This window comes from Streptococcus azizii, from assembly GCF_001984715.1.
GTDB lineage: Bacteria > Bacillota > Bacilli > Lactobacillales > Streptococcaceae > Streptococcus > Streptococcus azizii.
Genome location: NZ_MSPR01000002.1, coordinates 1 through 12,833, shown reverse-complemented (window position 1 = coordinate 12,833; position 12,833 = coordinate 1). Strand labels below are relative to the sequence as shown.

Genomic DNA, 12,833 nt, shown 5'->3' with positions numbered 1-12,833 from the left:
GAAAAAGGAATGATAATGACACTACAAAATGAAATAAAAAAACGCCGCACCTTTGCCATTATTTCTCATCCGGATGCAGGAAAAACGACCATTACAGAGCAGTTGCTCTATTTCGGTGGGGAAATTCGTGAGGCTGGTACGGTCAAAGGAAAAAAGACAGGCAATTTTGCCAAATCTGACTGGATGGATATCGAAAAGCAACGGGGAATTTCTGTGACATCGTCGGTCATGCAGTTTGACTATGATGGTAAACGTGTGAATATCCTGGATACTCCAGGGCATGAGGATTTTTCAGAAGATACCTACCGAACATTGATGGCAGTAGACGCTGCGGTCATGGTGATTGATTCAGCTAAGGGGATTGAGGCCCAGACTAAAAAATTATTTGAGGTTGTCAAACATCGTCATATTCCGGTCTTTACTTTTATCAACAAGCTAGACCGTGATGGTCGTGAGCCACTGGATCTTTTGGAAGAATTGGAAGAAGTTCTTGGGATCGCAAGTTTTCCCATGAACTGGCCCATCGGTATGGGAAAATCATTTGAGGGACTGTACGATTTACATCATAAACGTTTAGAACTATACCGCAGTGAGGAACGTTTTGCAAGTTTTGAAGAGGGAGAGGCACTGTTTGGCAGTAATCCATTCTATGCCCAGGTTTTAGAAGATATCGAACTCTTGAGTGAGGCGGGAAATGACTTTTCAGAAAGTGCGATTTTAGAAGGAAAATTAACCCCCGTTTTCTTCGGCTCAGCCTTGACCAACTTTGGTGTCCAGACCTTCCTTGAAACATTTTTGCAATTTGCGCCAGAGCCACATGGACATTTGAAAACAGACGGAGAGATGGTCGATCCCTTCTCTACCGATTTTTCAGGATTTGTCTTTAAAATTCAGGCCAATATGGACCCACGCCACCGTGATCGCATTGCCTTTGTCCGTATCGTTTCAGGTGAATTTGATCGTGGGATGGATGTCAATTTGACACGGACGGGTAAGAGGGTCAAGCTGTCAAATGTCACCCAATTTATGGCAGAGAGCCGTGAGAATGTCGAAAATGCTGTAGCAGGGGATATTATCGGGGTCTATGATACAGGTACCTACCAAGTGGGGGATACGCTCACTGTCGGCAAGAATAAGTTTGAATTTGAGCCTCTGCCGACCTTTACGCCAGAGCTATTCATGAAAGTTTCAGCTAAAAATGTCATGAAGCAAAAGTCCTTTCACAAGGGGATTGAGCAGTTGGTGCAAGAAGGAGCTATCCAGCTCTACACCAATTATCAGACAGGGGAGTATATGTTGGGAGCAGTTGGTCAACTCCAGTTTGAAGTCTTTAAACACCGCATGGAACAGGAGTACAAGGCAGAGGTGGTGATGACACCGATGGGGAAAAAGACAGTGCGTTGGATTGCCCAAGATCAGTTAGATGAGCGGATGTCATCCAGTCGTAATATTCTTGCCAAAGACCGCTTTGACCATCCTGTCTTTCTATTTGAAAATGATTTTGCCCTCCGTTGGTTTGCGGACAAGTATCCAGATGTGGTACTAGAAGAAAAGATGTAGCAGGAGAGTCTTGTCAAGGGACTATTATCCAGTTTGATTGGTCATGCTACTCAAGCAGATACAGGGAAGGTAGAAGCAGAATTAGAAGATGTTTTATTAAAGCAAAAAGATTGAGTGACCTCAATCTTTTTACTTTGATAGTTTAAACGGATACTGCTCTCCTCCGATAAAGGTTAGCGTATCACCGCTGTGTGTATAGAGCATCCTATCGTCTTTTTTGATACTTAGTGGTACTGAAGCAAAATCAGGGGCAGGATTGACTGCGGTTATTTGAAGTGTGTGTGTCAGTGGGTCGACCTTCCCTTCAAAGAAAACGGCAGAGAATCGACCACTTGCGGCATCGTACCGAGCCTTGCTATTTTTTTGTAGTTCTCTGGCTATCATATCATCAAATCGTTTTTCAATTTCCGCAGATTTAGGGAAATCGGCCTTAATTTTGGCTTCGTAATCCTCTCCGAATGTCTCTTTCAATAAGGTTTCTTTATCAATACCGTATTCTGTCGCTGTCTGTGCTATCTCTGTTAGAATTTTATTATATTCCTCTTGATTGAAGTTATCATAGGCAGTTAGCAGAGGGGCTTTGTTGATGGTGGAATAGAGCGTGACCACTGCTTTATTGTCTTTGACCTCAAGGGTCATACCTGTTTCTCCAACGAGTTCCTCCGGTTTGATTTGAAGTTCTTCAAAACTATTTCCAACTTCATGAAGAGCAGCCTGTTTCATTTCAGAGGCAAGATTTGGACTTTCCCATTTTCCTTCAATGCGACCATTGCGGTAAAGGAAAAAACCGGCAAGACCAGCTACTAAAAAGAGACCTCCAATGATTCCTAAGACAATTTTTAAGATGCGTTTACGCTTTTTCTTTTTGGCTTCGACCATTGATGTAAGAGGGTCTAATTGTTGATTTTCCATAAAAACTCCTTTTGTTTGATATATTTGATACAGAAATATTGTACTATACTCTTTGCTAGCTGTCAATCTAGAGTAGTATAGAAGAAGCCTCCCATTTTCTCAATCCTATCCCATCTTGTCTGAAGGGAGTCGGTAGCCCGAATGGAGTTTTTAGCCTGTAGATACAATAACTCATAGCCATTTTCTTACTCCTTTCACCAGAAGAGAGTGCCATATACTTTTTGGGATATTGAAATGATAGGTGCTTCCTTATGAAAGGTACAAAAGGTAGCCAAAAATCAACAAGATTCTTTGTTCGTCAGTGTTTAGATGCGGGGAATAGGTACTTATTTTACAAAAAGATGGGTTTTGCTATCTTTTAGCCCTTCTTTGTGATATACTAGATAAGTTGTATGCAACACAAAAAAGTATATATGGGAACAAAGCTCCACTTCTTGCACCAGAGTGATGTCTAAAAAACCTGTCCGATTCCGACGGTTTTTATTTTTTAGATGAGGGCAGAGATCCCATTGGTGATGTTGGGAATTTTCCAACTTAGAAAGAAGAATATGAAATTTAATGAATTACAGTTATCTGCTGACTTGCTAGCAGAAATCGAAACAGCAGGCTTCGTGGAGGCGAGCCCGATTCAAGAAAAGACAATCCCACTTGCCCTTGACGGTAAGGATGTCATAGGTCAGGCGCAGACAGGAACAGGGAAAACAGCTGCTTTTGGTCTACCGACTCTTGAAAAAATCCGTACGAACGAGGTGACGATTCAAGCCTTGGTCATTGCTCCAACGCGGGAATTGGCAGTCCAAAGTCAGGAAGAGCTCTTTCGCTTCGGTCGTAGTAAGGGTGTCAAAGTCCGCTCTGTCTACGGAGGCTCAAGCATTGAAAAGCAAATCAAAGCGCTCAAGTCGGGTGCCCATATCGTAGTTGGAACACCGGGACGTCTCCTTGACTTGATAAAACGTAAGGCGTTACAGCTCAGCCATGTGGAAACCCTTATCCTTGATGAAGCGGATGAAATGCTCAATATGGGCTTTTTAGAGGATATTGAGTCCATTATCTCTCGGGTTCCAAAAGAGCGCCAAACCTTACTCTTTTCAGCCACCATGCCCGCTCCTATAAAGCGCATAGGAGTTCAATTCATGAAAAATCCTGAACATGTGCGGATTGAAGCGAAGGAATTAACCACTGAATTAGTCGATCAGTATTATATCCGCGTCAAAGAGCAGGAAAAATTTGATACCATGACCCGCCTCATGGATGTGGCACAGCCAGAACTAGCTATTGTTTTTGGACGAACTAAGCGCCGTGTAGATGAGTTGACCCGCGGTCTAAAAATTCGTGGTTTCCGGGCAGAAGGTATTCATGGTGATTTGGATCAAAGCAAGCGACTTCGTGTGTTACGTGATTTCAAGACGGGAGGATTGGATGTCCTAGTGGCAACAGATGTTGCAGCTCGTGGTTTGGATATTTCGGGAGTGACCCATGTCTATAACTACGATATTCCACAAGATCCAGAAAGTTATGTTCACCGTATTGGTCGGACAGGTCGTGCGGGAAAATCTGGTCAATCTATTACCTTTGTCTCCCCCAATGAAATGGGCTACCTCAAGATTATCGAGGATTTGACCAAGAAGCGTATGACAGGTATGAAGCCTGCTACAGCAGAAGAAGCCTTTCAAGCTAAGAAGAGGGTTGCTCTGACAAAAATTGAGCGTGATTTCGCTGATGATGCTATTCGCCAGAACTTTGCTAAATTCGGCAAGGATGCCCTTAAACTGGCCAGTGAATTTTCTCCAGAAGAATTGGCAATGTATATCTTGAGTTTAACGGTACAAGATCCAGAATCGATGCCGAAAGTAGAGATTGCGCGTGAAAAGCCATTACCGTTCAAGTATATCCCAGGTGATAGAGGCAATGGGCGTAGCAGATCTGGTAAAGGTAGTCCATCATCGAAAAGTCGTCGTCGTGACCGTCGTGATGATAAGGATAGATACCGCTCCAATGCCCACGAGCGTTTTGGAAAAGATAATAAAAGACCCCACAAGCGTACTTCAAACGAGAAAAAGACAGGGTTTGTCATCCGCAATAAAGGGGATAAATAGAAAATTCTAGGAGAGGTGTTCATCATCTCTTCTTTCTTTGAAATCTATTTTGATTTTTTTCTAAATAACTCTTGACATTATGAGATAAAAGAAGTAGACTCTATTTAGAAATATTTCTAAATAATAAGTGGAGGGAGATAATATGGGGTTATCAGAAACCTTAAAGGCCATTTCAGCGCCGATTCGTAGGCAGATTTTGGAAGTCTTGAAATCAGGTCCCAAGTCTGCGGGTCAGATTGTAGACTTATTTCACTTGAGTGGTGCTACCGTATCGCATCATTTATCTGTCTTGAAGAAGTCAGGTCTCATTTTAGAAGAAAAGCAGAAGAATTTTATTTATTATCGGCTCAACTATACTGTGTTTGAAGAAGTGCTGGTTTGGATTGCCAGCTTTGGAGGAGAAAGAGATGAAAAAAATTGATTGGCGAATGCTTGTCGCAACCAGTAGTATCTTCTTGATACCACTCGTGCTTATCCTTATCTATTATAGACAGTCACCTGAAATCTTACAGACCCATTTTGGAATGAACAATCAAGCAAATGGGATGAGTAGCAAGTGGGTGTCACTTGTGTTAACTCCGATGCTGGTTTTTTTGTCCCATATTTTCTTATGCCTTGTACTTGATATCACTAAAAATGGTCAGATTCCTGTTGTAAAGGTAGTCAAATGGTTGGTACCTATTCTCACGACCCTGGTAATAGTCACTATCTTGGGGTATAATTTAGGGTATCAGCTAGACATTCGTCGCTTAGTTGTCGCCTTTTTAGCAGGTATGTATTTGATGATGGGCAATTATATGCCAAAAGATGTGGCAGGTATAAGCTCTCCTCAAACCGTAACTGATCGCAAAAAATCAGCCTATCTATTTATAGGAGGAGCGCTTGCCTTGTTGCTTAGTCTCTTTTTTGCTCCAGTCGTTTCCCTGATTGTTGGTCTCACCTTTATACTACTGTTTGTCATTTGGAGCATTCGTGTCTGGGTAAAGGGCTACAAAATTACTGGTAAATAAGAATGGTTAGAAATGGTATAATGGCATGAATCTATAGACTATCTACATCTTATCTCGTCAGTATGTAAAATCTCTGAAATGTATTGACCTTATGACCTCTCCTTTATATAATGAAGAAAAACCTTTCCAACTGTATCACCAGTAGTTGAAGAGATAACAATGAGGTATAAGGAGAAGATTAGATGGTTCCAAGTATTGTATTCGCTGTGTTTTTATTACGATTGTGGTTTTTAAAGATCTCTATTCAACATGAGCGACTGATTTTGAAAAATGGTGGAAGAGAATATGGGGCTAAAAATACGAGTTATTTAACCGCTCTGCATATTTTATTCTACCTGTTTAGCCCCGTAGAGGCCCTTATCAAGCATAGTTCTGTAGATTTGCTCGGAATCATTGGGATTGTATTCTTGGTATTTTCCATGGGGATGCTCTATCTCGTACAGTCTATTTTAGGAGAAATATGGACTGTCAAGCTAATGATTGCTACCAATCATACCTATAATGACCATTTCCTTTTTCGGATGATTAAACATCCGAATTATTATCTGAATATTATTCCAGAGTTGATCGGTCTGACCCTTTTGTGTCATTCATGGTGGACAGCCCTCCTTCTGACCCCTTTTTATACCTTTGTATTGTGGCGACGGATTAAAGAGGAGGAGGAGTTGTTAGAGACAGTCATTCTGCCCAATAGTCAATAATCCTATATTGATGGAAACTGGAGCGACAAAGTAGCAAAGCGATACGATAGAAAGGAGACCTTCATGGGGATTAGGAACTTGGAGAAAGGATCATCATTCTAACGATTAGCCAATAAAAGGAGAAAATGATGATTACTTATACAATACAAGCAAGACTTGATATGGCAGCAGTGTTAACACTTTACAGGGAGGTTGGGTGGACCAACTATATCAAACAACCTAAGATGTTGGAGCAGGCCCTGAAAAATAGTTTACTCGTCATTGCTGCGTTTGATGAGGAAAGACTTGTGGGTCTGATACGAGTCGTTGGGGATGGTTATTCGATCGTGTTTATACAGGATATTTTGGTGTTGCCAGCCTATCAGCGTAAGGGCATTGGTAGGCGACTAGTGGAGGAGATTCTCGCCACCTATCCAACCATCTATCAGCTACATCTTTTGACAGGGCAAGAAGAAAAAACCAGAGCCTTTTACGAAGCTCTGGGATTTAGAGCAGTGGAAGAGTTAGCCTGCGTGGCCTATACTTATGTAGGATGACAGGTAGCCTGCTGATACTCCTTGAGATGAGTTGACCCAGTACCCTTTTGATGTTAATGAGTCTAATACTCTTTAAAAATCAAAAGGATGCGTTGTCAACTCGTCTCGGTGAATTGAACTCGGGCTAAAAGCTCGGAAAAAAGATAGATTTCCTCGTGTTCAACAAACACGTCGTCAATCTCCTATTTTTCAGTCGCTTTTTACACGCCCTTTGTATCTTGTAATTGAACTCGGACTACAACTCGCTGACAATAAAACTAATCCAGTGGATCAGTTTTACCCGAGCCAAGAAATCGGAAAGCGAGAATAAGTACTCCTAGAAGCAGAGGCTTCTTCGTCGCATTTTCTATTTTGTCTAGGAGTTGTTTTACGTCCTCGTATCTTGACGAGTGAAAAGCTCCAGTGGAGGTTTTCAGCCTACCACCTTTCATTAAAAAAGTGGTCGTTAGAAACTCCGTTTCCCTATTTCCAACCTTGCCCACTTCGCTCTCAAATTTCTAGGCTCAGGCTGAAACAGTTCACCGAACTGTTTCACTCTCCCAGACTAGTGGAGCAAGTGCTAAAAGCAAACTAAACATACTATAATGGGTCTAAGAAACCTCACTCCTTGTTGGAAGTGAGGTTTTCTGCTATATAAGCCAATTTTTGCTGCCGTGTCTTGCGCTTTTTAAAGAGGGCTTCTGCAGACATGGCACTTGATTTATCGGGGAAGGTCTCATAGTAGAGAAGTGTGACAGGTCTGCGACTCTTGCTGCGCGTGTATTTGGCCCCTTTTCCTTTGTTGTGGGCTAGGAGCCGCTTGTCAAGGTCGGTCGTATAGCCAGTGTAGAGGCTGCCGTCAGCACACTTGAGTACATACATGTAATGCTTAGCCTTTTCCAAAGTAAATGTCCTCTATTTCTGCTGTATATTGTCCATTTTCTTGGTGGATGATGAGAGGAGGTAAGACCCTCAAGCCTTCCAATGATCCGTCTTTAATAGCTTCAATCAGGAGCATATTCGCCTCCTTATTGGCTTTTGGGTGGATAAATTGAACTCGCTTAGGAGCTAGCTTGTAGGCTTTCATGGTATCAATGATTTCAAGGAAGCGCTCTGGTCGATGAACCATAGCTAACCGGCCATTAGATTTCAGTGCATGACGACTGACTGCACAAATTTCTTCCAAATTGGTAGTGATTTCATGGCGGGCTAATAGATAATGCTCATTTGCTTTTAGATTAGGCTGTTGCTCTACCTTAAAATAAGGTGGATTGCAGAGGATCAAGTCAACCTGTGAACGTGGGACATGTTCCAACAAGTGTTTGAGATCATCGTGAATCATTTCGACCTGGTTTTCCAATTTGTTGAGAGCAATGGAACGTCTGGCCATATCTGCCAAGCGTTCTTGGAGTTCAACAAGGGTAATCTTGGCTTCGGTCCGAGTAGAAGCAAAGAGGCCGACTGCCCCATTTCCACTGCACAGGTCTACGATAAGTCCTTTTTTAGGTAATTTTGGAAAGCGCGACAAAAGAACACTATCAATAGAATAGCTAAAAACTTCCTTGTTCTGAATAATTTTGACATCGGTAGAAAAGAGCTGGTCAATCCTCTCTCCGACTCGTAATACAGGCTTGTTCATGCCCCTATTATAGCATATGTTACAGCGGATGGAAAATCTTTGCTAACTTCCAAAATGTGGTATAATAGAAGAGAAATGAGCAAAGGAGAGAGCAATGTTTTATTCTTACTTACGAAGTTTATTAGTCTTTTTATTGTGGGCCGTCAATGGTAATATTCATTATCATGATAGGGAGAAGATTTTGCCTCAAGATGAAAATTACATTTTAGTAGCCCCGCATAGGACCTTTTGGGACCCTGTTTTTTTAGGCTATGCTTCAGCACCCAAGCAGTTTATTTTTATGGCTAAAAAAGAATTGTTCAAGGATCGAGGTTTTGGTTGGTGGATCAGCAAATGTGGAGCCTTTCCAATCGATCGAGACAATCCAGGAACTGCCGCTATTAAATATCCCGTTAAAATGTTAAAAAAGAGTAACCGTTCTCTGGTGATGTTTCCATCAGGTAGCCGTCATTCTAGTGAATTAAAAGGGGGAGTGGCTGTCATCGCAAAGACAGCCAAGGTTAAAATTATGCCGGCTACCTATATTGGTCCCATGACTTTGAAAAAGCTATTATTGGGGGATCGGATCGATGTTGCCTTTGGGAATCCGATTGATATTTCAGACATTAAACGCCTAGATGATACAGGAATTGCAGAAGTTACACGTCGGATTGAGTCAGAATTTAATCGCTTGGACGACCTTGCTCGTTCAGCTCAAACTGGTAAGAAGCGCTTGGGGTATTGGACTTTTATCTATCGACTTCCAGTCTTATTCCTTGTCGCTCTTGTTTTAGGGTTGACCTATCTTTTCAGCTATCTCGCTAGTTTTGTTTGGAAACCAGATACTCGTTTAGACAAATAAATGAGAAAAACTCGTCTTGCACGAGTTTTTTGATGTTTTTTTACGAATAATACTTAATGAAAGGTAGATGAAATGGAATGTATGCTGGATACCGTTTGAAAATAGAAATCTTTCCTTCCTCGCTCGGTCAGATTCCTTAGTGTTTTGTGTTACTAAAGTAGGTAAGGCGATAGGAGGCTAGCATCATGTGGAGAGAGTTTCGCAGAATATTAAAGTGGAGGAAACAAGATGGCTGATAAATGGATACAGTTTTGGCGCAACTATAGAGTGTTGATTGTGGTAGCAGTAGGAGGGATGATGAGCTTTGTGACCTTCTTTTTAGTGAGCCAGACAAGGAAGATAGAAGAGGTCGCTAGTACAGCTGAATTTGTCAGCAGTAGTGAGCAGGTGAGTGAGATGCCGGTTCATGCACAGTCAACAGCGAGTCTAGTGGTTGATGTTAAGGGAGCCGTTAAGAAACCAGGACTTTACTCCCTACCAATAGAGAGTCGCATCCATGATGCGGTAGAGGCAGCGGGCGGTCTGACTGAGGAAGCCGATTCTAAGTCCATCAATTTAGCGCAGAAAGTGAGCGATGAGGGAGTTGTTTATGTAGCGACCAAGGAAGAGGGGATCCCTGTTGCAACAAGCATACAAGGGAATGCAGATACGGGAGCTATAGCGGGTCTAGTGAATCTCAATACTGCAACAGAAGCAGACCTACAGACCATCTCAGGTATCGGCGCCAAGCGCGCAACAGATATTATCACCTACCGTGAGAGTAAGGGAGGTTTTCGAGCTATTGATGAGTTGAAGAATGTGCCTGGTATCGGTGCAAAGACTTTGGAGAGCATTCGTCCCTATGTCACAGTGGATTAGGCATCTCCCGCTTGCTCCTATTCATTTAGCTGTCTTTCTACTTTCTTTCCACTTTGTACTCGCTTACTTTTCTGTCTTGTCCGTATTGATTTTGCTAGGCTTATTCCTTCTTCTTTGCTGTCATCAAGGGATGATAGTCGTCTATAAGAGCCTTCCCCTTTTAGCCTGCTTTTTTCTTCTCTTTGGTCTGCAAGGTGTAAAAATGGCAATGGAAGAGGCTTCTGCTCCAGCCGAGGTCAGTTTTCTACATGTCAAGCCAGATACGATTCAAGTAAATGGTGATAGCCTTTCGTTTCAAGCTACCTCGTCAGGGAAGCGCTATAGTGTTTTCTATCACTTGAAAAATCAAAAGGAGCAGACCTATTTCAAGGATCTGTCGCAGCTAGTAAGGCTAGAGGTGGAAGCGACTGTATCTGTTCCAGAAGGTCAGCGGAATTTTAATGGCTTTGATTATCGGAATTATCTAAGGACACGAGGGATCTATCGGACAGTCAAGATTATTCAAATAAGGCAGATTCAACCACAGGTGTCCTATAATCCTCTGGATTGGCTTTCTTTACTTCGGCGAAAGGCCTTAGTATACCTCAAGAAGCATTTTCCAAATCCGATGCGGCATTATATGGCAGGTCTCTTGTTTGGGGATTTGGATAAGGAATTTGAACCGATGAGTAGTCATTACTCTAGTTTAGGGATTATCCACCTATTTGCGCTCTCTGGCATGCAGGTTGGCTTCTTTGTGGAGAAATTCCGTTGTCTTTTCCTCCGTCTTGGAGTAAAAAAAGAAGTCATTGATTGGCTACAAATTCCCTTTTCTTTCCTCTATGCGGGTTTAACAGGATTTTCAATTTCGGTTAATCGTTCCCTGTTGCAGAAGATATTTGCCAACATGGGAATTACTCAGCTAGATAATCTTGCCTGTACGATGATTGTCTGTTTCTTGCTGACGCCTCATTTTTTACTAACAGCAGGAGGCGTTCTGAGTTTTGCCTATGCCTTCTTACTGACAGTGCTTGATGTTGAGTACTTATGCCCAATGAACAGTAAAATGAGACTAGGAAACGAAGGCGAGGGTATAACTAGCATTCACCGAGACGAGTGGATGAAGGATCCTGTTGATTTTAGAAGAGCATTAGTATCCTATAGGAGAGTAGTTGTAGAAAGTCTAGCGGTTTCATTTGGTATGCTCCCCCTCTTGATTTATTATTTTTATAGTTTTCATCCTCTGTCTATTTTACTGACCTTTCTTTTTTCTCTTCTTTTTGATCAGGTATTGCTGCCAGGCTTGTCCCTTATCTTCCTTCTCTCCCCCTTTGTTATCTTGAAGCAGGTCAATCTTTTCTTTGGATGGTTGGAAGCCGCTATTCAGTGGGTAGTAGATTTGGGAATCAGACCATTGATTTTTGGAAAACCGACACCTATCTGCCTACTGATTTTAGTGCTGCTTCTGTTCTTCCTGTACGATGTATATAGGGATCGGAAATGGCGCCTAAGGCTCATCGTCCTTCTTAGTTTACTACTGTTTATGGGTAAGCATCCCTTAGAAAATGAGATAACAATGGTGGATGTTGGACAGGGAGATAGTATCTTTTTTAGGGATGTACGTGGACGGACCATTCTAATTGATGTAGGTGGCAGGGTGAGTGTTCCCCCGCAAGAAGATTGGAGACAGAAGGTAGGTCAGGCCAATGCCAAGCAAACCCTGATTCCCTATCTTCATAGTCGTGGGGTGAGTAAGATTGATTATTTGATTCTAACCCATGCCCATGCAGATCACATGGGAGATTTAGAGGAAGTGGCAAAGGAAATGGAAGTTGGGAGGGTATATATTTCTGAAGGGAGTGCTACTAATTGGAAGTTGAGAGAGAGGCTAGAGAAGGTAGGCTTGCACCCTTACTTGGTGAAAGTAGGAGATACCTTTCCGATTTGTGATGGTTTTTTACGTGTACTCTATCCCCATCAAAAAGGGGATGGCGGCAACAATGATTCAGTTGTATTGTACGGAGAGTTGTTGCAGACGCGCTTTCTGTTTACAGGTGATTTGGAAGATGGAGAGCTAGAGTTGATGAAACAGTATCCTCAGATGTCAGTCGATGTTTTAAAGGCAGGACATCACGGAGCAAAAGGTTCTTCTTATCCAGCCTTTTTAGATGCTATTTCTCCAAGGATTGCCTTGATTTCAGCAGGAAAAAACAATCGTTATCAGCATCCACATCAAGAAACGCTAAGCCGTTTTCAAGAACGGCAGATACAGGTCTTCCGAACCGATGAGCAAGGGGCTATTCGGTTTAGAGGTTGGAAGAAATGGACGATTGAAACAGTTCGGTGAACTGTTTCAACGGTCACCTAGAAATAGGAAAGTGACCACAGAATCCCGAACTAAGAAATCGGAAAGCGAGGATTAACCAGTTGAAGCAAGAAAGTGACCACAGAAGTTTGAGCCAAGAAAATGGAAGGCTAGGAAATAGGCTGAAAACCTCCACTGGAGCTTTTCACTCATCGAAGTAATAAAAGAGACGTAGCTGTTTCAGATTTAGTCAATTACAGCTGTGGCTACCTTTAGGTATGAACCAAATGACTGATATGTAAAGCCCTTTGTCAAGTAAAAACAATCGAACTGATAAAAAATGAAAAGTATCTAGAAAGAGCCTAGTTCTTAGCTTCGGGCATTGGCCACTCTGATATTCGTGGATTGGTTACCTAC

General features: G+C 42.2%; 12 protein-coding genes. 9 read left to right on the top strand and 3 right to left on the bottom strand.

Annotated features, from left to right (window positions below; translation table 11 throughout):
* The first annotated feature begins 15 nt into the window (after positions 1-15).
* Positions 16-1,560 (top strand): peptide chain release factor 3, encoded by a 1,545-nt coding sequence (locus tag BVE84_RS01370; RefSeq protein ID WP_076995296.1) that lies wholly within the window; start codon positions 16-18, stop codon positions 1,558-1,560.
* A 129-nt stretch (positions 1,561-1,689) separates the two neighbouring features.
* Here BVE84_RS01370 and BVE84_RS01365 read toward each other — a convergent pair whose 3' ends face one another.
* Complete coding sequence (locus BVE84_RS01365) at positions 1,690-2,472, bottom strand: hypothetical protein (RefSeq protein ID WP_076995295.1); 783 nt, start codon at positions 2,470-2,472, stop codon at positions 1,690-1,692.
* A 548-nt stretch (positions 2,473-3,020) separates the two neighbouring features.
* On the opposite strand from BVE84_RS01365, the gene cshA reads away from it, so the two are divergent.
* The 5 genes from cshA (at position 3,021) to BVE84_RS01340 (ending at position 6,815) form a co-directional block, all read left to right on the top strand.
* Complete coding sequence (gene cshA / locus BVE84_RS01360; protein ID WP_076995294.1) at positions 3,021-4,568, top strand: degradosome RNA helicase CshA; 1,548 nt, start codon at positions 3,021-3,023, stop codon at positions 4,566-4,568.
* 142 nt (positions 4,569-4,710) lie between these two features.
* A complete protein-coding gene (locus tag BVE84_RS01355; RefSeq protein WP_076995293.1) occupies positions 4,711-4,989 on the top strand; it encodes an autorepressor SdpR family transcription factor in 279 nt (92 codons plus the stop codon).
* The gene (locus BVE84_RS01350; protein ID WP_076995292.1) at positions 4,976-5,578 is read left to right on the top strand and encodes a DUF1648 domain-containing protein; all 603 of its coding nucleotides are present in this window, start codon (positions 4,976-4,978) and stop codon (positions 5,576-5,578) included. Before BVE84_RS01355 ends, BVE84_RS01350 begins: the two co-directional genes overlap by 14 nt.
* Before the next feature lie 182 nt (positions 5,579-5,760).
* Positions 5,761-6,279: an isoprenylcysteine carboxyl methyltransferase family protein gene (locus tag BVE84_RS01345; RefSeq protein WP_076995291.1), complete on the top strand. Its 519-nt coding sequence runs from the start codon at positions 5,761-5,763 to the stop codon at positions 6,277-6,279.
* A gap of 128 nt (positions 6,280-6,407) precedes the next feature.
* On the top strand, positions 6,408-6,815 hold the full coding sequence (locus tag BVE84_RS01340) for a GNAT family N-acetyltransferase (RefSeq protein WP_076995290.1): 408 nt from the start codon (positions 6,408-6,410) through the stop codon (positions 6,813-6,815).
* A gap of 600 nt (positions 6,816-7,415) precedes the next feature.
* Here the strand turns inward: BVE84_RS01340 and BVE84_RS01330 are convergent.
* Entirely contained in the window at positions 7,416-7,676 is a 261-nt protein-coding gene (locus tag BVE84_RS01330; protein ID WP_076995478.1) for a GIY-YIG nuclease family protein, read from the bottom strand.
* Between the two features lie 7 nt (positions 7,677-7,683).
* Positions 7,684-8,433: a tRNA1(Val) (adenine(37)-N6)-methyltransferase gene (locus tag BVE84_RS01325; RefSeq protein WP_076995288.1), complete on the bottom strand. Its 750-nt coding sequence runs from the start codon at positions 8,431-8,433 to the stop codon at positions 7,684-7,686.
* Positions 8,434-8,527: 94 nt separating this feature from the next.
* On the opposite strand from BVE84_RS01325, the gene BVE84_RS01320 reads away from it, so the two are divergent.
* The 3 genes from BVE84_RS01320 (at position 8,528) to BVE84_RS01310 (ending at position 12,458) form a co-directional block, all read left to right on the top strand.
* Positions 8,528-9,274 (top strand): lysophospholipid acyltransferase family protein, encoded by a 747-nt coding sequence (locus tag BVE84_RS01320; protein ID WP_076995287.1) that lies wholly within the window; start codon positions 8,528-8,530, stop codon positions 9,272-9,274.
* Between the two features lie 228 nt (positions 9,275-9,502).
* A complete protein-coding gene (locus BVE84_RS01315; protein WP_076995286.1) occupies positions 9,503-10,132 on the top strand; it encodes a helix-hairpin-helix domain-containing protein in 630 nt (209 codons plus the stop codon).
* On the top strand, positions 10,116-12,458 hold the full coding sequence (locus tag BVE84_RS01310; protein ID WP_076995285.1) for a DNA internalization-related competence protein ComEC/Rec2: 2,343 nt from the start codon (positions 10,116-10,118) through the stop codon (positions 12,456-12,458). The genes BVE84_RS01315 and BVE84_RS01310 overlap by 17 nt, the downstream gene beginning before the upstream one ends.
* Positions 12,459-12,833 lie beyond the last annotated feature (375 nt).

Bases quoted from the DNA above. Each gene is read 5' to 3' on its own strand.
- BVE84_RS01355 (WP_076995293.1), top strand. From the start codon at position 4,711: ATGGGGTTATCAGAAACCTTAAAGGCCATTTCAGCGCCGATTCGTAGG.
- BVE84_RS01320 (WP_076995287.1), top strand. From the start codon at position 8,528: ATGTTTTATTCTTACTTACGAAGTTTATTAGTCTTTTTATTGTGGGCC.
- BVE84_RS01325 (WP_076995288.1), bottom strand. From the start codon at position 8,433: ATGAACAAGCCTGTATTACGAGTCGGAGAGAGGATTGACCAGCTCTTT.
- BVE84_RS01370 (WP_076995296.1), top strand. From the start codon at position 16: ATGACACTACAAAATGAAATAAAAAAACGCCGCACCTTTGCCATTATT.
- cshA (WP_076995294.1), top strand. From the start codon at position 3,021: ATGAAATTTAATGAATTACAGTTATCTGCTGACTTGCTAGCAGAAATC.
- BVE84_RS01315 (WP_076995286.1), top strand. From the start codon at position 9,503: ATGGCTGATAAATGGATACAGTTTTGGCGCAACTATAGAGTGTTGATT.
- BVE84_RS01340 (WP_076995290.1), top strand. From the start codon at position 6,408: ATGATTACTTATACAATACAAGCAAGACTTGATATGGCAGCAGTGTTA.
- BVE84_RS01345 (WP_076995291.1), top strand. From the start codon at position 5,761: ATGGTTCCAAGTATTGTATTCGCTGTGTTTTTATTACGATTGTGGTTT.
- BVE84_RS01310 (WP_076995285.1), top strand. From the start codon at position 10,116: ATGTCACAGTGGATTAGGCATCTCCCGCTTGCTCCTATTCATTTAGCT.
- BVE84_RS01330 (WP_076995478.1), bottom strand. From the start codon at position 7,676: ATGTATGTACTCAAGTGTGCTGACGGCAGCCTCTACACTGGCTATACG.
- BVE84_RS01365 (WP_076995295.1), bottom strand. From the start codon at position 2,472: ATGGAAAATCAACAATTAGACCCTCTTACATCAATGGTCGAAGCCAAA.
- BVE84_RS01350 (WP_076995292.1), top strand. From the start codon at position 4,976: ATGAAAAAAATTGATTGGCGAATGCTTGTCGCAACCAGTAGTATCTTC.